This is a genomic window from Pseudomonas sp. Colony2 (assembly GCF_019382755.1).
Lineage (GTDB): Bacteria > Pseudomonadota > Gammaproteobacteria > Pseudomonadales > Pseudomonadaceae > Aquipseudomonas.
This window is the reverse complement of sequence record NZ_CP080030.1, coordinates 5,271,351-5,288,500: the sequence shown is the minus strand read 5'-3', so window position 1 is coordinate 5,288,500 and position 17,150 is coordinate 5,271,351. Positions and strand designations below refer to the sequence as shown.

The following is a 17,150-nucleotide window of genomic DNA, read 5'->3' as shown; positions in this document are numbered from 1 at the left end:
GTTGTGAGCCGTCGCCGCCGCGAGCCTGAAGAACACGTCAACCATGAACGCTGGCTGGTGTCCTACGCCGACTTCATTACGTTGCTGTTCGCGTTTTTTGTGGTGATGTACTCTATTTCCTCGATCAACGAAGGCAAGTACAAAGTCATTTCCCAGGCGCTGATTGGCGTGTTCAACGACGCTGACCGCGCCCTCAAGCCGATACCCATTGGCGAAGAACGCCCCAAGACCGTGACCCCGGCCAAGCCGCTGGTCAACGACAGCGATGAAACCGCCGCCGGCATCGGTGGCACCAGCGACCCGCTGAAAAGCATCGCCGATAACATCAGCGCGGCCTTTGGCGACCTGATCAGCTCCAACCAGATGACCGTGCGCGGCAATGAGTTGTGGGTCGAGATCGAGCTCAATTCCAGCCTGCTGTTCGCCAGTGCCGATGCAATGCCCAGCGACCAGGCGTTTACCATCATCGACAAGGTGGCGGCGATCCTGAAGCCGTTTGAAAACCCGGTCCACGTTGAAGGCTTTACCGATAACCTGCCGATCAGTACCGCGCAGTACCCGACCAACTGGGAGCTGTCTTCGGCCCGGGCGGCGAGTATTGTACGAATGCTCGCGATGCAGGGTGTGAACCCCGGGCGCCTGGCGTCGGTGGGTTACGGCGAGTTCCAGCCGGTGGCCAATAACGCCACGGCGGAAGGCCGTGCGCGCAACCGTCGGGTGGTGCTGGTGGTGTCGCGCAACCTGGACGTACGCCGCAGCCTGACCGGTACCGGCACTGCCAATGCAACACCGGATGCCGCCTTGAAGCGGGCTGGCACACAAACTGCACCAGCGCCCGTAAAGGCGCCGGTTCGCGGGAGTGCCGTCAATTCTCCGTCACCGGCTCTATAACCCCATGCAATTTCTCGGTCGAGCCTGTGCCTGCCGGGAGGAACAATCCGAATGAGAGTCTGGGCAGTTGCCAATCAAAAGGGTGGTGTCGGTAAAACCACCACGTCCATCGCCTTGGCCGGCTTGCTGGCCGAGGCCGGCAAGCGTGTGGTCGTGGTCGACCTGGACCCCCACGGCTCCATGACCAGCTATTTCGGCTATGACCCGGATGCCCTGGAACACAGTTGCTACGACCTGTTCCTGCACAAGGGCAGCGTGCCGGCCGACTTGCCGGGGCAACTGTTGCTGCCTACCAGCAATGAAAAGATCTCGCTGTTGCCGTCCAGCACCGCCCTGGCCACCCTTGAGCGCCAGTCGCCGGGGCAGAGCGGCCTGGGCCTGGTGATCGCCAAGACCCTGGCGCAGCTGTGGCAGGACTTCGACTACGCGATCATCGACAGCCCGCCGTTGCTCGGCGTGCTGATGGTCAACGCCCTGGCCGCCAGCCAACAGCTGGTGATCCCGGTGCAGACCGAGCACCTGGCCGTCAAGGGTCTGGAACGCATGGTCAGCACCCTGGCGATGATCAACCGCTCGCGCAAGCAAGCGCTGCCGTTCAGCATCGTGCCGACCCTGTTTGACCGCCGTACCCAGGCGTCCCTCGGCACCTTGCGGGTATTGCGCGATGCTTATCCGGACACCATCTGGCAAGGCTACATCCCGGTGGACACGCGCCTGCGGGATGCGAGCCGGGCAGGGCTGACGCCGTCGCAGTTCGACGGCAAGAGCCGTGGGGTGCTGGCGTATCGGGCGTTGCTCAAGCACCTGTTGTCCCAGCAACTTGTGGCGCAGGTGGCGTGATGGTCATAAACAGCCCTGTAGGAGCCTGGCTTGCCAGCGATGCAGACGCCGCGGTTTTCCTGACCAAACCGGCTCTCGATTCAAGTCCGGACACTCACAGGCCGATAACCTCTGAATACAGGGTTGATGGGGCTTGCGCGTGGGCATACAGATGAACCGTCCCGTTGATTTCAAGACCCGGCCGCAGCTGGCGCTGGAGTCCTACCTGGACGCCTTGCTCCAGGACGCCACCGAGGACATGCCGGAACCGATTCTGATCCTCGATGAAGTCATCGAGCCTGAACCTGCTGCCCTGGACGAGTTTCAGCTGGCGGTCCTGGAAGAGCAGGCCCGTGATGCGTTGGTGGTTCCCTTAGCCGTTCCTGTACCGGTTGCTGTGCCCGTCGAGCCTGTGGTGATTGCGCCTGTAGTGGTGGAGCCGGTGGTTGAGGTTCACCTCCCGCCGAGCATCACGCCGCCGCCGGTACAGGGCGACGGTCGCCCGGTGTGGGCTGCGGAGCCGTTCGAATGTTTGCTGTTCGATGTCGCCGGGCTGACCCTGGCGGTGCCGCTGGTGTGCCTGGGGTCGATCTACTCCCTGGAAGGCCAGGAGTTGACGCCGTTGTTCGGCCAGCCGGATTGGTTCCTCGGGATCCTGCCGAGCCAGCAGGGCAACTTGAAGGTATTGGACACCGCGCGTTGGGTGATGCCCGACCGCTACCGCGATGACTTCCGCCAGGGCCTGCAATACGTTATTTCGGTCCAGGGCTACGAGTGGGGGCTGGCGGTGCATCAGGTCAGCCGCTCATTGCGCCTGGACCCGAACGAAATCAAATGGCGCAGCCACCGGGGCCAGCGTCCATGGCTGGCGGGCACTGTGATCGAACACATGTGCGCGTTGCTGGACGTTGCCGAACTGGCGGAGTTGATTGCCAGCGGCGCGGTAAAAGCCATGCCGCTGAACAAACGCACTTGATAACAAGCAGCAGCGCTAAGGCGCTGCCCAAGAACACACACCGTAACCAACGGTATTTGAAGGGGTCTGGAGTATGAACAAGTCAGTGTCCGCACAAGGTCTGGTGGATGATCCAATCCTGCAATGGGTCACCTTCAAGCTGGACAACGAGTCCTACGGCATCAACGTGATGCGTGTGCAGGAAGTGCTGCGCTACACCGAAATCGCTCCGGTTCCGGGTGCCCCAAGCTATGTGCTGGGCATCATCAACCTGCGCGGCAACGTGGTGACCGTGATCGACACCCGCCAGCGTTTTGGCCTGGTGCCGACCGAAGTCAACGACAACACCCGCATCGTGATCATCGAAGCCGACAAGCAAGTGGTCGGGATCATGGTCGACAGCGTGGCGGAAGTGGTTTACCTGCGCCAATCCGAAGTCGAGACTGCGCCGAACGTCGGCAACGAAGAATCGGCCAAGTTCATCCAGGGTGTCTGCAACAAGAACGGCGAACTGCTGATTCTGGTTGAGCTGGACAAGATGATGAGCGAAGAAGAGTGGCAGGACCTGGAGAATATCTGATTGTTTCTTGAGGTAGCGGTGATCGTCCTGGCCATCCTTTGGGCCGGGACCCTGGGCTTCCTGCTGCGTTATGTTCGCCAGCAACGGGAATTGGCCACTCGACAAGTCGAGCGCGACGCTGTGCGCGACCGGCGGATCCTGGAGCTGGCCAAGCGGGTCGACCACTTCCAGCAAAGTGCGGTGCGTGTGGGTGATGAAGTGCACGAGCTGCGTTCGGTGCTGGCGCCGTTGCCGGACAAGCTGTCGGCACTCGAACAGCGTGACCCGTCGAGCCTCTCATTCGCCCAGGCGGCGAAGCTGGTGGGCATGGGCGCCACGGTGGATGAGCTGACCCAGTCCTGCGGGTTGACCCAGGCTGAAGCGCAGTTGATGAGCCGGTTGCACAAGGACAACTGAAGGTTACGAGCTGCAAGCGGTATTGCTTGCAGCTTATAGCCGGTGCCGGTTGCTCAGCCATTCGGCCATGGTCGAGTCCTCCAAAGCATATTCACCACGGTTGGCTTTCCAGACCAACTCCTTCTCCCGCAGCACTTCCAGTGCTTTCTGCACGTTTGGTGTGCTGGCGTTCGGCTCGACCTGGGCCTGTTCCAGCTTGCGGTTCACATCCTGGAAGGTTTTCTCCGCAAAAGGCGAGAACGCCTGCTTGCCCAGGGTTCGTTCGCCCATCACTTCAAGTACCGCCTGTTGCAGCGGCGAGAGGTCGTTGTAGGCGCTCTCGTAATCGCTCCAGATGCCGGCCTGGTGATTGAGTGCCCCGGTCCTCAGCAACTCGCCAAGGTTGCTGGCCTCGCCAAGACCCACGCTCACTTCGGTCAGTAGTTTGTTGAGCATTTCCGGGCGCCGGCCAACGAGCTGGAAGGCATAGTCCATGTCCTCCAGGTTGAACTGGTTGGTCGCGGCCAGGCGCTGGTTCCAGAGGTCCGTCACGAACTCGACGAAATCCCGGCTCAACAGCGGGAACGGCGTGATATGGGCGCCGAAGAACGGTTGTTTGCTCTTGAGTACCAGGTTGGCCAGTTTGTCCCGGCTGGAGCCGGTGAAGACCAGGCGCAGGCCATCGGCCGTGCTGCTGCCGTTGAGATGATCCCGTGCCGCCTTGAGGGCGAACATGGCGTTCACCCCGCCTTCGCTGTTGAGGGCGTGCTGGGCCTCGTCCACGATCAGCACGATCATTTGCCCCGAGACCTGGTGCAGCACGTCCAGGGCGTGGCTGAGCGTGGTGCCGGCGGGCAATTGCGGTTTGGTGAAGTCCCAACTCAAGGTGCGCAGCAGGCTGATCTTGTCGATACCGGCTTTCTTGGCCGCCTTGCTCACCGCGCTTTCGAACTCGCCCAGGGCTTTGCCGATGGCACCGGAGATCAGCTCGGCGGGGTCGATTTCGCGGTTCATCCACAGGTCCACGTACACCGGCAGCCAGCCTCGGGCCTTGCACTCGGGGATAAGGTCGTTGCGCAGGAACGTACTCTTGCCGGTACGGCGCGGAGCCGCGAGGAACATGCCGGAGCTGTAGTCGGCAAATGACTCGCCTGCCAGATCACGGGCGAGCGCTTCGGCGAGTAGCTTTCGACTGAGAATCGGGCGGGTAGGGCTCATGGGTTTATCCTGAACTATCGGGTTCGGGATAATCTATACCTCGAAAGATATAATTGCTATACACCACCCACCGCAACTGATCATTCCCACGCTCTGCGGGGGAATGCATCCCGTGACGCTCCGCGTCACCCCTGCGCAAGACTTGAACGTTGCAGCGCCGGTTGGACGCGGAGCGTCCGAGGCGGCGTTCCCACACGGAGCGTGGGAACGATCAGCCGGCTCCCACCTTAATAATCGTCGCCTCTTTCCGTCACATCCCGCTCCACCGGCCCCGCGTCCGGGTCATATCCCACCGGGAACTTGCCCTTCAGCGTCCAGGCGAACGCGATGATCTCGGCGACGGTGCGGTACAGCTCTTCCGGGATGCTGTCGCCCAACTCCATGCGTGCCAGTAATTTGACCAGCTCGGCATTTTCGTAAATCGGGACTTCGTTCTCCCGGGCCAGCTTGAGGATGGCTTCGGCCAGGGCATCGTCGCCCTTGGCGGTCAGGGTCGGCGCTTGTTGCCCGTCGTATTTGAGGGCGATGGCCTGGCGGGGCGGGTTGGGGTTTTTCATGCGGTTTCATCCACCCAGCGTTGTTCAAGCCCGGTTTTCGGGCCCCGTGGCGGGGTACCGAGGTGGCAGTCGAGGTCGCCGACGTTGAGTCCCGACGACACCAGGCGCTCGCGCAGGCTGCCCAGGTGGCTTTCGATCAGGCTGGCGGTGAAGGGCCGGGTCGCCCACAACTGGCTCGACAGTTTGCCCTGGCTCAGTTGCGCCTGGACCTGCAACGGGCCGAGCGGCTCCATGTCGAGCGCCATTTCCACGCGCCAGAGCATTTGCTTGGGATCCTTGCTGTCCTTGCGTTCCGGCTGTTCCTTGTCGGGCGCCGGTTCTTCCCGCTGGAACTTGACCTGCAACGGCACGATGTCCTGCAAGGTGCGCATGGGGATTTCCAGCTGCCAAGTGGTCAAGAGCTTGCCTTCGGCGGTGGTACCGGTCTGCTCCAGGCTCGACAGCTGATGGCTTTGCAGGCGGGAGATGGCCCCGGCGGCCAGGCGCAGCAGGTTTTCCAGGTCACTTTCACCTTCCAGGCGTTGCATCAGCCGATCGGGCAGCGGAAAGCCCGCGGGCGCCTGCCTGGCGCCGACCTGGCCGAGGGTACCCAGCGGGCTGCGTACGAAGCTGGGCAGCAACTGCGCCAGGGTGTTGGCAGCGAGGATCGCATTCAGATTGGTGCTGGCGGGCAGGGATGGCAGCAGGTCGGCGACGAAGCGCAGCAGCGCGCCTTTCATGTCCAGCGGCGGTATCTGCGGGTTTTGCCCGGCCAGCAACTTGGCTTCGAGGAAGGTCCCGCTGTTCTGGATCAGTTGCGCCAGCACCTTGGGGTTGCTGGCCTGGGCCAGGTCGGGCAGGCCGGCGAGCAAACGCTCGGCGGCGGCGCGCAGGTCGGCCCCGGTGCTGTCGCTGCTGGTCGCCGGCAGGCTTTGCAGCGCGGTGAATACCACGTCCAGCGAGCCCTGGCGGCTTTGCTGGGTGGAGAGTTGCTGGGCCACGGCCAATTGGTCCTGGCGCCCGCTCAGCGGTACAAAGCTCAAGGTCTGCGCACTTTGCACCACGGCGCTGAGCAGGCTGCCGACGCGCAAGGGCTGCGGGCTTTCGACGGTCAGGGTCGCGCCGCTGAGGACGTTATTGAGCACCGACACCAGTGAGCGATACACCACCGGCTGGTTGGCGCCCTGTGGCAGCGCCTGGGTGGTCAGCACCTTGCCTTGCAGCAGGGTGCCCACCGGTAACTGGCTGGTGTCGATACGCGTCAGCGCAGCGACGCTGGAACTCAGGGCCTGCTGCAGGCTGATGGACAAATTGCCCGACGGCGTCTGGCTGACTTCCACCTGGGTACCCAGCGGCAGCGGCTGGCTGCTGCTGGCCTGCACCAGGGTTTGCCGGCCGCCTTCCAGGGTCAGCTTGAGCAGCAACTGAAACGCATCACCGCCTTGTTTCAGTGCCAGCACCTCGGCATTTACGGTTTTTCCGGGGTCGATCAGGCCGGTCTGCGGCTCCAGCAGTTTCAGCAGCTCGCCCGCTGCAGGCGCGGGCGCAGGCCCGGCCGGAAGCGTCGGGGGGAGCGTGGGAAGATTGATCTCACCGGTCATCGTGCGCGCCGTCTCAGGGGAAATTGCCCTCTTTAGAGTAGGGCATCACATGTATAATGCCGCCCGTCTTCAAAGAGAGCGTTAAAAACAACACAACTGATTGATCCAGCTCTCTAAAAACGGTCGCCAAAGCAGTTAATGTGCATCTCTTTAACGGCCGTTCCACCGCCGACTTGAACCGTAAAGGCCCGCGATCTCTTGACCAGCCCTCTTCTAGAAGCCGTAGCGCTCGCCTGTGAACGTGACCTGCGGATGCTGTTCGAACACCTCGAACTGCGTCTGGCGGGCGGCGACATGGTGCAGGTCAGCGGCCCCAACGGCAGCGGCAAGACCAGCCTGTTACGCCTGCTGGCCGGTCTGATGCAGCCGACGGCGGGGGAAGTGCGGCTCAACGGCAAACCGTTGCACGAGCAGCGCACCGAGCTGGCGCGCAACCTGATCTGGATCGGCCACGCCGCCGGAATCAAGGATGTGCTTACCGCTGAAGAAAACCTCAGTTGGCTCAGCGCCCTGCATCATCCCGCCAGCCGCGAGGCGATCTGGCAGGCGCTGGCCGCGGTTGGCCTCAAGGGTTTCGAAGACGTTCCCTGCCACACCCTGTCCGCCGGCCAGCAGCGCCGCGTGGCGCTGGCCCGTTTGTATCTCGACGGTCCGCCGCTATGGATTCTCGACGAACCCTTCACCGCCCTCGACAAACAAGGCGTCGCCCAGTTGGAAGAACACCTTGCCGCGCACTGCGAGCAGGGCGGCATGGTTGTCCTGACCACTCACCACACCTTGACGCGCATGCCCGCCGGTTACCGCGACCTCGACCTGGGCCGGTGGGCGGTATGAGCGTATTTGCCCTGTTGGTCGCCCGCGAAGCGCGGTTACTCTGTCGCCGTCCGGCCGAATTGGCCAACCCGCTGGTGTTCTTCGCGATTGTGATCGCGCTGTTCCCGTTGGCGGTGGGCCCCGAGACTAAACTGTTGCAAACCTTGTCTCCGGGACTGGTCTGGGTGGCGGCGCTTTTGTCAGTCCTGCTCTCGCTGGACGGGCTGTTTCGCAGTGATTTTGAAGACGGTTCCCTCGAACAGTGGGTCCTTTCGTCGCACCCCCTGCCACTTCTGGTATTGGCCAAGGTACTGGCACACTGGGCGTTTTCCGGCCTGGCGCTGGTATTGCTCGCGCCGCTGCTGGCGATGATGCTGGGGTTGCCCACCGAATGCCTGCCGGTGTTGCTCCTTTCCTTGTTGCTTGGCACGCCGGTTCTCAGTCTACTGGGCGCCGTAGGTGCGGCACTGACCGTCGGTTTGAAACGCGGTGGCCTGTTGTTGGCCCTGCTGATCTTGCCTTTGTATATCCCGGTGTTGATCCTGGGCAGCGGCGCGTTGCAAGCCGCGCTCCAGGGCATGCCGGCGACCGGTTACCTCCTGTGGCTTGGCAGCCTGGCCGCCCTGGCGGTAACCCTGACACCCTTTGCTATAGCGGCTGGCCTGAAGATCAGCGTCGGCGAATAATGAGGTCTGGTTAAGCGATAGAACCTTAACCAGTAAAGACCCTAAGCTTCTCGCAACGACGAGAAGCAACCGTGATGGAAACAGCATGAACTGGACCTGGTTTCACAAGCTCGGCTCGCCCAAATGGTTTTACGGCATCAGTGGCAAACTGCTGCCGTGGTTGAGCATCGCCGCGGTATTGCTGATCGGCATCGGCCTGGTCTGGGGCCTGGCCTTTGCGCCGCCGGACTACCAGCAAGGCAACAGCTTTCGCATCATCTACATCCACGTGCCTGCCGCGATGCTGGCCCAGTCCTGCTACGTGATGCTGGCGGTGTGCGGCATCGTCGGCCTGGTGTGGAAGATGAAACTGGCGGATGTGGCCCTGCAATGCGCCGCGCCCATCGGTGCCTGGATGACCGCCGTGGCGCTGGTCACTGGCGCGATCTGGGGTAAGCCGACCTGGGGTTCGTGGTGGGTATGGGATGCGCGACTCACCTCGATGCTGATCCTGCTGTTCCTGTACTTCGGCCTGATTGCCCTGGGCAACGCCATCAGCAACCGTGACAGCGCCGCCAAGGCCTGCGCGGTGCTGGCGATCGTCGGCGTGATCAACATCCCGATCATCAAATACTCGGTGGAGTGGTGGAACACCCTGCACCAGGGCGCCACCTTCACCCTCACCGAAAAGCCGGCAATGCCCGTGGAAATGTGGGCGCCGCTGCTGCTGATGGTGCTGGGGTTCTACTGCTTCTTCGGCGCCGTGCTGCTGATGCGCATGCGCCTCGAAGTGCTCAAGCGTGAAGCCCGCACCAGTTGGGTCAAGGCCGAAGTGCAAAACAGCCTGGGAGCCCGTGGATGAGCTTCAACTCTTTCAGTGATTTTCTCGCCATGGGCCATCACGCCCTGTACGTCTGGACGGCCTATGGCATTTGCCTGGCGGTGCTGGCCCTCAACGTCGCCGCGCCGATCCTGGCCCGCAAGCGTTACCTGCAACAAGAGGCGCGTCGTTTGCGCCGGGAGACCGAAAAGTGAATCCGCTGCGTAGAAAGCGTCTGTTGATCATCCTGGCCATCATGGCCGGTGTCGGCATTGCCGTGACCCTGGCCCTGAGCGCCCTGCGGGAGAACATCAACCTGTTCTACACCCCGACCCAGATCGCCAACGGCGAAGCGCCGCTGGACACCCGAATCCGTGCCGGTGGCATGGTCGAGAAAGGCTCGTTGCAACGCTCCGGCGACTCCCTGGACGTCAAGTTCATCGTCACCGACTTCAACAAATCCGTGACCATTACCTACCGCGGCATCCTCCCGGACCTGTTCCGCGAAGGGCAGGGCATCGTTGCCCTCGGCAAGCTCAACGCCGACGGCGTGGTGGTGGCCGACGAAGTGCTGGCCAAGCACGATGAAAAATACATGCCGCCGGAAGTCACCAAGGCCCTCAAAGACAGCGGTCAATCCGCCCCGACCCCCGCCAAGGAGGGCTAAGTCATGACGTCCGCACTGTTTATTCCGGAGCTGGGCCAGCTGGCGATGATCCTCGCCCTGTGCTTTGCCATCGTCCAGGCCGTGGTCCCGTTGCTGGGCGCCTGGCGCGGTGACCGCCTGTGGATGAGCCTGGCCCAGCCGGCTGCCTGGGGCCAGTTCGCCTTTCTGGTGTTCGCCTTCGGTTGCCTGACCTACGCCTTCATGACCGACGACTTTTCTGTCGCCTACGTCGCCAATAACTCCAACAGCGCCTTGCCCTGGTACTACAAGTTCAGCGCCGTGTGGGGCGCCCACGAAGGTTCGTTGCTGCTGTGGGCATTGATCCTCGGCGGCTGGACCTTTGCCGTCTCGATCTTCTCCCGCCAACTGCCGCAAGTGATGCTGGCCCGGGTGCTGGCGGTGATGGGCATGATCAGCATCGGCTTCCTGCTGTTCCTGATCATGACCTCCAACCCGTTCACCCGCATCCTGCCGCAGATCCCGGTCGACGGGCACGACCTCAACCCGCTGCTGCAAGACATCGGCCTGATCGTGCACCCGCCGATGCTCTACATGGGCTACGTCGGTTTCTCGGTCGCCTTCGCCTTCGCCATCGCCGCCTTGCTCGGCGGGCGTCTCGATGCCGCCTGGGCGCGCTGGTCGCGGCCGTGGACCATCGTCGCCTGGGCATTCCTCGGCATCGGCATCACCCTGGGCTCGTGGTGGGCCTACTACGAACTCGGCTGGGGCGGCTGGTGGTTCTGGGACCCGGTGGAAAACGCCTCCTTCATGCCCTGGCTGGTGGGCACCGCGCTGATTCACTCGCTGGCAGTCACGGAAAAACGCGGCGTGTTCAAAAGCTGGACCGTGTTGCTGGCCATCGCCGCGTTTTCCCTGAGCCTGCTGGGTACGTTCCTGGTGCGTTCCGGCGTGCTGACCTCGGTGCACGCGTTTGCCTCCGACCCGGAGCGCGGCGTGTTCATTCTGATCTTCCTGCTGTTCGTGGTCGGCGGCTCCCTGACGCTGTTCGCCCTGCGTGCGCCAGTGGTCAAGAGCCACGTGGGCTTCAACCTCTGGTCCCGGGAAACCCTGCTGCTGGGTAATAACCTGGTGCTGGTGGTGGCGGCCTCGATGATTCTGCTCGGTACCCTGTACCCGCTGGTGCTGGATGCCCTGAGCGGCGCCAAGCTGTCCGTCGGCCCGCCGTACTTCAACGCGCTGTTCATCCCGTTGATGGCGCTGCTGATGGTGGTGATGGCGGTCGGCGTACTGGTGCGCTGGAAAGACACCCCGGTGAAATGGCTGGTGGGCATGCTCACCCCGGTACTGCTGGGCAGCGCCGCATTGGCGGTGATCGCCGGGATTGCCTACGGCGACTTCAACTGGGCCGTGCTTGCCACCTTCATGCTCGCGGCCTGGGTATTGCTGGCCGGTGTACGTGACCTGATCGACAAGACCCGCCACAAAGGTTTGATCAAAGGCTTGCCGACCATGACCCGCAGTTACTGGGGCATGCAGGTCGCCCACATCGGCATCGCCGTGTGCGCCCTGGGTGTGGTGTTGTCCAGCCAGAACAGCGCCGAGCGCGACCTGCGCCTGGCGCCCGGCGAGTCCATGGACCTGGCCGGCTACCACTTCATTTTCGAAGGCGCCAAGCACTTCGAAGGCCCGAACTTCACCTCCGACAAAGGCACCGTACGCGTTGTGCGCAACGGTAAGGAAATCGCCGTGCTGCACCCGGAAAAACGCCTGTACACCGTGCAAAGCTCGATGATGACCGAAGCCGGGATCGACGCCGGTTTCACCCGCGACCTCTACGTCGCCCTGGGTGAACCGTTGGGCGATGGCGCCTGGGCCGTGCGGGTCCACGTCAAACCGTTTGTGCGCTGGATCTGGTTCGGCGGCCTGCTCACCGGCTTCGGTGGTTTGCTGGCAGCGATGGACCGGCGCTACCGGGTCAAGGTCAAGAGCCGGGTGCGTGAAGCCCTCGGTCTGCAAGGAGCGGCGGTATGAAGCGTTGGTTGATGGTGTTACCGCTGGCGGCGTTTCTGGTGGTGGCGGTGTTCCTGTATCGCGGGCTGTACCTGGACCCGGCCGAGCTGCCGTCGGCCATGATCGGCAAGCCATTTCCGGCGTTCTCGCTGCCGACCGTGCAGGGCGACAAGACCCTGACTCAGGCTGACTTGCTGGGCAAGCCGGCACTGGTCAACGTGTGGGGCACCTGGTGCATTTCCTGCCGCGTGGAGCATCCGGTGCTGAACAAGCTGGCGGAGAAGGGCGTGGTGATCTACGGCATCAACTACAAGGACGACAATGCTGCCGCCCTGAAGTGGCTGGCTGAATTCCACAACCCGTACCAGCTGGATATCCGCGACGAAGACGGCAACCTCGGGCTGAACCTTGGTGTGTACGGCGCTCCAGAAACCTTCTTCATCGACGCCAAGGGCGTGATCCGCGACAAGTACGTGGGCGTGATCGACGAAGTGGTGTGGCGCGAGCAACTGGCCGCCAAGTACCAGGCGCTGGTGGATGAGGCCAAGCCATGAAGCGTTGGTTAGCCGCCGCTGTGTTGGGCTTGAGCATGGTCGGCGTGGCCCACGCCGCCATCGACACTTACGAATTTGCCAAGGACGGAGACCGCGAGCGTTTTCGCGAACTGACCAAGGAGCTGCGCTGCCCCAAGTGCCAGAACCAGGACATCGCCGACTCCAACGCACCGATCGCCGCCGACCTGCGCAAAGAGATTTTCCGCATGCTCGGCGAGGGCAAGGACAATCAGCAGATCATCGACTTCATGGTCGACCGCTACGGTGACTTCGTGCGCTACAAGCCGGCGCTCACCGGCAAGACTGCGCTGCTGTGGTTCGGCCCCGCCGGGTTGTTGCTCACAGGCTTAGTCGTTATGGCGGTGATTGTGCGCCGCCGTCGTGTCGCCCCGGCCGATGGCTCGGACTCGCTTTCCGTCGATGAGCGTCAACGCCTCGACCAACTGCTGGACAAAAAAACTGATGATTGATTTCTGGCTCGCAGCAGGTCTGCTGCTTCTGATTGCCTTGAGTTTCCTGCTGATCCCGGTGTTACGCGGCCGCCGTGCCCAGCGTGAAGAGGATCGCACTGCATTGAACGTGGCGCTGTACCAGGAACGCGTGGCGGAACTGCAAACCCAGCAGACCGAAGGCGTGCTGGATGCGGCCCAGCTGGACAGCGGTCGCGCTGAAGCGGCCCGTGAGTTGCTGGCGGATACCGAGGGTGTGGAAAAGCCCCGGGAATCGCGCCTCGGCAAACCGTTGCCGGTGCTCGCGGCGTTTCTGGTGCCGGTGCTGGGCGTGGCGCTGTACCTGCATTACGGTGCCAGCGACAAGGTCGAACTGACCCGCGAATTCTCCCAGCCGCCGGTGTCCATGGAAGACATGACCCGCCGCCTGGAGCGCGCCGCAGCGGCCCAGCCGGACTCGCCGGAAGGCCTGTACTTCCTCGGTCGTGCCTACATGGCCCAGGACCGTTCCGCCGATGCGGCGAAAATCTTCGAGCGCACCGTGGCCCTGGCCGGTCGCCAGCCCGAGTTGCTCGGCCAGTGGGCCCAGGCCCAGTACTTTGCCGACAACAAACAGTGGTCGCCCAAGGTCCAGGCCCTGACCGACGAAGCACTGAAACTCGATCCGAAAGAAGTCACCAGCCTCGGCCTGCTGGGCATCGCCGCCTTTGAAGGCCAGCGTTACCAGGAAGCGATCGACTACTGGAACCGCCTGCTGGCGCAACTGCCACCGGACGACAATTCCCGTGCCGCGCTGCAAGGCGGGATCGACCGGGCCGCCGAGAAGCTCAAGGAGAGCGGCGGCAGCGTGGCGCCTGTGAAGGCAGAAAAACAGATGCAAGTGCGGGTGGACCTGGCCGCCGATGTGAAGGCCAAGGCCTTGCCGACCGACAGCGTGTTCATCTTCGCCCGCGCCGTCAAAGGCCCGCCGGCGCCATTGGCGGCCAAGCGCGTGACCGTGGCCGACCTGCCGATCACCGTCGAGCTGGGCGACAGCGACGCGATGATGCCGCAGTTGAAACTGTCCAACTTTCCTGAAGTCCAACTGGTTGCGCGCATATCCCGGGCAGGTGTTCCCACAGCTGGCGAGTGGATCGGCCGCAGCCAACCCCTGGCCAGCAGCACCACTGCGCTGCAGCAGCTGACCATCGACAGTCCGGACCAATAATTCGAGGAAATGCCCATGACCGCTATCGCACGTATCACCCTGCTCAGCCTGGTACTGGGGTTGAGTGCTTGTGCGGTCCATCGGCCTCCGTCGCCTACCGGGCCGACTATTCCACCGACAGGGCCGTCGACCCAGCCGAGCACACAGCCCTCAGGCCCAGTGATCAAACCGTCGAAGCCGGTGCCGAGCTCCTCGCCGACCTTCGCACCGCCACCGGGTGCGGCCAGTCACTGGGACGGGAAGATGCAGGTGTACGTGCTGGACGAACAGCCGGATACGTTCTACCGCCAGCGCACCTACTACCGCTGGAGCAACGGCTGGAGCCGGTCCATCAGCCCGAACGGGCCTTGGGAAGAGACCGATGTCCATGGCGTACCGCCGGGGTTGAGCAAGCAGTACGCACAATGAAAAAAGGCGACCTTCGGGTCGCCTTTTTCATGGCTGGTTTGGAATACAGTCCACCCAACAACAAAGCTCAAATGTGGGAGCGGGCTTGCTCGCGAATACGGCGTGTCAGCCAACAAATCGGGCACTGATATACCGTATTCGCGAGCAAGCCCGCTCCCACATTTTGAATCTCGTTTGATTTGAAATTACGCCAGCTCCTCAGTCTGCCTGGGCGCGCTTGTCCAGTGGACCACCCCGGCAATCACCCCCAGCATCACCCCAAACTCCACAATCCCCATCCAGCCCAACCGCGCCATCAACCAGCCGCTGATTGTCGCCCCCACCGCACCGCCAAAAAACGTCGCCGTCATGTACAAACTATTGATGCGGCCCTGGGCTTTCGGGTCCACCGCAAACGCCCGGGTCTGGTTGGAAACCAAGCCCGACTGCACGCCGATATCCAGCACGATCACCCCCAGCACCAGCAAGATAATCGAAGTCTCGGCACCCGCCAGCAGCAGGAACGCCAAGGTCACAATCCCGATACTCGCCCCAATCACCTTGCGCGAACCCAGCCTGTCGGAAGCCCGCCCACCGAGCGACGCCGCCAACGCACCCGCCGCACCGATAATCCCGAAGCCACCTGCCCAGGCACTGCCCAATTGCCATGGCCCATGAGCCAACAGTGCTGCCAGATTCACCCAAAACGCATTGAAGCAAGCCCACAACAACGCCTGCACCATCATTGATTGGCGAATTGGGCTGTTGTCGCGCATCAGCGGCCACAGCGAAGCCAGCAGGCGAGGGTAGGACAGGTTGGTGCTCGGCACGCCTTGTGGCAGCAGCCTGGCGGCACCGATCCACACCGGGATCATGAAGGCCGCCTCCATCGCGTACACCGCCCGCCAGCCATAAGCCTCACCGACTACGCCGGCGATCGTGCGCCCGAGCAGGATGCCGACCATGATCCCGCTGACCACCGTGCCCACATTGCGCCCGCGTTCGTGGGGCTGCGACATCACCGCCGCGAACGGCACCAGTTGCTGCGGCACACAGCTCACAATCCCCAAGCCGAAAGACGCCCCGATCAGCGCCCAGATGCCCGGTGAAAACGCCGCCGCCAGGGCGAAACAGAACGCCAGGGCGATCTGCCCCAGCACCAGCTTGCGGCGGTCAAAACGGTCGCCCATCGGCAGCAGCAACGCCAGCCCGGTAGCAAAACCCAGCAGGGCGGAACCGGCCACCAGATCCACGGTGGTCACGTCCACGCCCATGTCCGAAGCGATCAGCGGCAGGATCGGCTGGGTGCAGTAAATATTGGTAATCACCGCGCCGGCGATCACCGCCATCATGATGATCTTGCCGCGCGGCGCGACCGCAGGCGCTGTGGAAGGTTGGGATGTCATCGGCAGGCCACTCACGGCGCTCTCCTTCAATGCAGATCTCCGGGAAGGAGATGAGTGGCCAACGTTACGCACTCGCGCTTGGCAGGATAATCCCCTAGGATTTGGAATCATCCTTCCAGAATTTGATAGGTTGCCATGAACCGTCTTGAATCCATGTCCATCTTCGTTGCCGTGGTTGATGCAGGCAGCCTGACCGCTGCGGCGCGGCGCCTCGACATGCCGCTGGCCAGCGTCAGCCGCAAGGTGGCTGAACTTGAGACGCACCTGAAAACCCGCCTGCTGCACCGCACCACGCGCCAGCTGTCGTTGACCGATGCCGGCGCCTCTTACCTCGACGCGTGCCGGCGCATTCTTGAAGACATCAGCGAGGCCGAGCGCGCGGCCACTGGCGAATATTCCCAGCCCCGGGGCGAACTGGTGGTTACCGCGCCAGTGGTCTTCGGGCGGCTGCACATCGTGCCGGTGGTGGCGGAATTCCTCGCGCAGTACCCGGAGATCGACATCAACCTGATCCTCACCGACCGCGTCGTGCACCTGATGGAAGAACACTGCGACGTCGCGGTGCGCATTGGCGAGTTGCCCGACAGCTCGCTCAAGGCCATGCAGGTGGGCGCGGTGCGGCGGGTGGTGTGCGCCAGCCCGGCGTACCTGGCCGCTCGCGGTGTACCGGCCGAACCCCGGGACTTGGCGGCACATGACTGCATCACCTTCGAAGTGCTGGCGTCCCAAGGGGCGTGGGGATTTGGCGCGGGTAAAACCGGGCTCTCGGTACCGGTGCATTCGCGGTTGTCGGTGAACACCGCAGAAGCGGCGATTGCGGCGGCGACGTTGGGGGTTGGGGTGATTCGGGTACTCTCGTATCAAGTGGCGGATGCGCTGCGGGAGGAGGCGTTGGCGGTGATGCTTGAGGCGTTCGAGTCGGCACCGCTGCCCATTAGCCTGGTGCACAAAGGTCAGTCGCCGTTGCCGCTGAAGCTGCGGGCGTTTCTGGATTTTGTGATGCCGCGATTGCGCGCCCGCATCGCTCAATAACACCGGGCAGTTTGAACCTGATGAAAATCAAAATGTGGGAGCGGGCTTGCTCGCGAAAGCGGTGGATCAGTCACCAGATGTATTGACTGACCCTCTGCATTCGCGAGCAAGCCCGCTCCCACAYTGGATTTATGTTGCCAGTTGGATTTCGGWTKTGATCAGGCCACCGGRCACTCTCGGTTCAGCGCCTCATCCACCAACAAC

The 17,150-nt window shown here is 62.9% G+C and carries 20 protein-coding genes; 16 read left to right on the top strand and 4 right to left on the bottom strand.

Features of this window, described 5'->3' with window-relative positions:
- Positions 1-3: 3 nt before the first annotated feature.
- The 5 genes from motD to JV201_RS21085 all read left to right on the top strand — a co-directional run bounded on the left by motD (position 4) and on the right by JV201_RS21085 (position 3,641).
- Positions 4-891, top strand: a complete 888-nt coding sequence (gene motD / locus JV201_RS21105; RefSeq protein ID WP_003210644.1) for a flagellar motor protein MotD — start codon at positions 4-6, stop codon at positions 889-891.
- Positions 892-942: 51 nt separating this feature from the next.
- Positions 943-1,731: a ParA family protein gene (locus tag JV201_RS21100; RefSeq protein ID WP_003210643.1), complete on the top strand. Its 789-nt coding sequence runs from the start codon at positions 943-945 to the stop codon at positions 1,729-1,731.
- 151 nt (positions 1,732-1,882) lie between these two features.
- A complete protein-coding gene (locus tag JV201_RS21095) occupies positions 1,883-2,686 on the top strand; it encodes a CheW domain-containing protein (RefSeq protein WP_177019594.1) in 804 nt (267 codons plus the stop codon).
- 73 nt (positions 2,687-2,759) lie between these two features.
- Positions 2,760-3,245 (top strand): chemotaxis protein CheW, encoded by a 486-nt coding sequence (locus JV201_RS21090; RefSeq protein ID WP_003210641.1) that lies wholly within the window; start codon positions 2,760-2,762, stop codon positions 3,243-3,245.
- On the top strand, positions 3,246-3,641 hold the full coding sequence (locus JV201_RS21085; RefSeq protein ID WP_008434800.1) for a DUF2802 domain-containing protein: 396 nt from the start codon (positions 3,246-3,248) through the stop codon (positions 3,639-3,641).
- 33 nt (positions 3,642-3,674) lie between these two features.
- Here the strand turns inward: JV201_RS21085 and JV201_RS21080 are convergent, their stop codons facing one another.
- The 3 genes from JV201_RS21080 to JV201_RS21070 form a co-directional block, all read right to left on the bottom strand.
- On the bottom strand, positions 3,675-4,838 hold the full coding sequence (locus JV201_RS21080; protein WP_219406009.1) for a hypothetical protein: 1,164 nt from the start codon (positions 4,836-4,838) through the stop codon (positions 3,675-3,677).
- A 227-nt stretch (positions 4,839-5,065) separates the two neighbouring features.
- The gene (locus tag JV201_RS21075; RefSeq protein WP_003210638.1) at positions 5,066-5,395 is read right to left on the bottom strand and encodes an EscU/YscU/HrcU family type III secretion system export apparatus switch protein; all 330 of its coding nucleotides are present in this window, start codon (positions 5,393-5,395) and stop codon (positions 5,066-5,068) included.
- Entirely contained in the window at positions 5,392-6,975 is a 1,584-nt protein-coding gene (locus tag JV201_RS21070; RefSeq protein WP_219406008.1) for a flagellar hook-length control protein FliK, read from the bottom strand. The genes JV201_RS21075 and JV201_RS21070 overlap by 4 nt, the downstream gene beginning before the upstream one ends.
- 252 nt (positions 6,976-7,227) lie before the next feature.
- Between JV201_RS21070 and ccmA the strand changes: the two genes are divergently transcribed.
- From ccmA to JV201_RS21020, 10 genes are all read left to right on the top strand, one after another.
- The gene (ccmA, locus tag JV201_RS21065) at positions 7,228-7,809 is read left to right on the top strand and encodes a cytochrome c biogenesis heme-transporting ATPase CcmA (RefSeq protein ID WP_003210636.1); all 582 of its coding nucleotides are present in this window, start codon (positions 7,228-7,230) and stop codon (positions 7,807-7,809) included.
- Positions 7,806-8,474 carry a heme exporter protein CcmB gene (gene ccmB, locus JV201_RS21060; protein ID WP_003210635.1) on the top strand — a complete coding sequence of 223 codons (669 nt, stop codon included), beginning with the start codon at positions 7,806-7,808 and terminating at the stop codon, positions 8,472-8,474. Before ccmA ends, ccmB begins: the two co-directional genes overlap by 4 nt.
- 85 nt (positions 8,475-8,559) lie before the next feature.
- Positions 8,560-9,315 carry a heme ABC transporter permease gene (locus tag JV201_RS21055; protein ID WP_008434790.1) on the top strand — a complete coding sequence of 252 codons (756 nt, stop codon included), beginning with the start codon at positions 8,560-8,562 and terminating at the stop codon, positions 9,313-9,315.
- Positions 9,312-9,488: a heme exporter protein CcmD gene (gene ccmD / locus JV201_RS21050; protein WP_008434788.1), complete on the top strand. Its 177-nt coding sequence runs from the start codon at positions 9,312-9,314 to the stop codon at positions 9,486-9,488. Before JV201_RS21055 ends, ccmD begins: the two co-directional genes overlap by 4 nt.
- Positions 9,485-9,940 (top strand): cytochrome c maturation protein CcmE, encoded by a 456-nt coding sequence (gene ccmE, locus JV201_RS21045; protein ID WP_008434786.1) that lies wholly within the window; start codon positions 9,485-9,487, stop codon positions 9,938-9,940. The genes ccmD and ccmE overlap by 4 nt, the downstream gene beginning before the upstream one ends.
- 3 nt (positions 9,941-9,943) lie before the next feature.
- The gene (locus JV201_RS21040; protein ID WP_003210631.1) at positions 9,944-11,932 is read left to right on the top strand and encodes a heme lyase CcmF/NrfE family subunit; all 1,989 of its coding nucleotides are present in this window, start codon (positions 9,944-9,946) and stop codon (positions 11,930-11,932) included.
- The gene (locus JV201_RS21035; protein ID WP_008434782.1) at positions 11,929-12,465 is read left to right on the top strand and encodes a DsbE family thiol:disulfide interchange protein; all 537 of its coding nucleotides are present in this window, start codon (positions 11,929-11,931) and stop codon (positions 12,463-12,465) included. Before JV201_RS21040 ends, JV201_RS21035 begins: the two co-directional genes overlap by 4 nt.
- Positions 12,462-12,935, top strand: coding sequence for a cytochrome c-type biogenesis protein (locus JV201_RS21030; RefSeq protein WP_003210629.1), 474 nt, complete (start codon positions 12,462-12,464; stop codon positions 12,933-12,935). Before JV201_RS21035 ends, JV201_RS21030 begins: the two co-directional genes overlap by 4 nt.
- Positions 12,928-14,121 (top strand): c-type cytochrome biogenesis protein CcmI, encoded by a 1,194-nt coding sequence (gene ccmI / locus JV201_RS21025; RefSeq protein ID WP_219406007.1) that lies wholly within the window; start codon positions 12,928-12,930, stop codon positions 14,119-14,121. Before JV201_RS21030 ends, ccmI begins: the two co-directional genes overlap by 8 nt.
- A gap of 15 nt (positions 14,122-14,136) precedes the next feature.
- The gene (locus JV201_RS21020) at positions 14,137-14,529 is read left to right on the top strand and encodes a hypothetical protein (protein WP_134327105.1); all 393 of its coding nucleotides are present in this window, start codon (positions 14,137-14,139) and stop codon (positions 14,527-14,529) included.
- Positions 14,530-14,714: 185 nt separating this feature from the next.
- On the opposite strand, the gene JV201_RS21015 is transcribed toward JV201_RS21020, so the two are convergent.
- A complete protein-coding gene (locus JV201_RS21015; protein ID WP_219407208.1) occupies positions 14,715-15,914 on the bottom strand; it encodes an MFS transporter in 1,200 nt (399 codons plus the stop codon).
- 135 nt (positions 15,915-16,049) lie between these two features.
- On the opposite strand from JV201_RS21015, the gene JV201_RS21010 reads away from it, so the two are divergent.
- The gene (locus JV201_RS21010; protein ID WP_219406006.1) at positions 16,050-16,946 is read left to right on the top strand and encodes a LysR family transcriptional regulator; all 897 of its coding nucleotides are present in this window, start codon (positions 16,050-16,052) and stop codon (positions 16,944-16,946) included.
- Positions 16,947-17,150: the final 204 nt, after the last annotated feature.

Coding starts and splice junctions, on each gene's coding strand:
- JV201_RS21020 (WP_134327105.1), top strand. CDS start 14,137: ATGACCGCTATCGCACGTATCACCCTGCTCAGCCTGGTACTGGGGTTG.
- ccmI (WP_219406007.1), top strand. CDS start 12,928: ATGATTGATTTCTGGCTCGCAGCAGGTCTGCTGCTTCTGATTGCCTTG.
- JV201_RS21040 (WP_003210631.1), top strand. CDS start 9,944: ATGACGTCCGCACTGTTTATTCCGGAGCTGGGCCAGCTGGCGATGATC.
- JV201_RS21075 (WP_003210638.1), bottom strand. CDS start 5,395: ATGAAAAACCCCAACCCGCCCCGCCAGGCCATCGCCCTCAAATACGAC.
- JV201_RS21055 (WP_008434790.1), top strand. CDS start 8,560: ATGAACTGGACCTGGTTTCACAAGCTCGGCTCGCCCAAATGGTTTTAC.
- JV201_RS21030 (WP_003210629.1), top strand. CDS start 12,462: ATGAAGCGTTGGTTAGCCGCCGCTGTGTTGGGCTTGAGCATGGTCGGC.
- JV201_RS21010 (WP_219406006.1), top strand. CDS start 16,050: ATGAACCGTCTTGAATCCATGTCCATCTTCGTTGCCGTGGTTGATGCA.
- JV201_RS21080 (WP_219406009.1), bottom strand. CDS start 4,838: ATGAGCCCTACCCGCCCGATTCTCAGTCGAAAGCTACTCGCCGAAGCG.
- JV201_RS21095 (WP_177019594.1), top strand. CDS start 1,883: ATGAACCGTCCCGTTGATTTCAAGACCCGGCCGCAGCTGGCGCTGGAG.
- ccmD (WP_008434788.1), top strand. CDS start 9,312: ATGAGCTTCAACTCTTTCAGTGATTTTCTCGCCATGGGCCATCACGCC.
- JV201_RS21015 (WP_219407208.1), bottom strand. CDS start 15,914: ATGACATCCCAACCTTCCACAGCGCCTGCGGTCGCGCCGCGCGGCAAG.
- JV201_RS21070 (WP_219406008.1), bottom strand. CDS start 6,975: ATGACCGGTGAGATCAATCTTCCCACGCTCCCCCCGACGCTTCCGGCC.
- ccmA (WP_003210636.1), top strand. CDS start 7,228: ATGCTGTTCGAACACCTCGAACTGCGTCTGGCGGGCGGCGACATGGTG.
- JV201_RS21035 (WP_008434782.1), top strand. CDS start 11,929: ATGAAGCGTTGGTTGATGGTGTTACCGCTGGCGGCGTTTCTGGTGGTG.
- JV201_RS21090 (WP_003210641.1), top strand. CDS start 2,760: ATGAACAAGTCAGTGTCCGCACAAGGTCTGGTGGATGATCCAATCCTG.
- JV201_RS21100 (WP_003210643.1), top strand. CDS start 943: ATGAGAGTCTGGGCAGTTGCCAATCAAAAGGGTGGTGTCGGTAAAACC.
- ccmB (WP_003210635.1), top strand. CDS start 7,806: ATGAGCGTATTTGCCCTGTTGGTCGCCCGCGAAGCGCGGTTACTCTGT.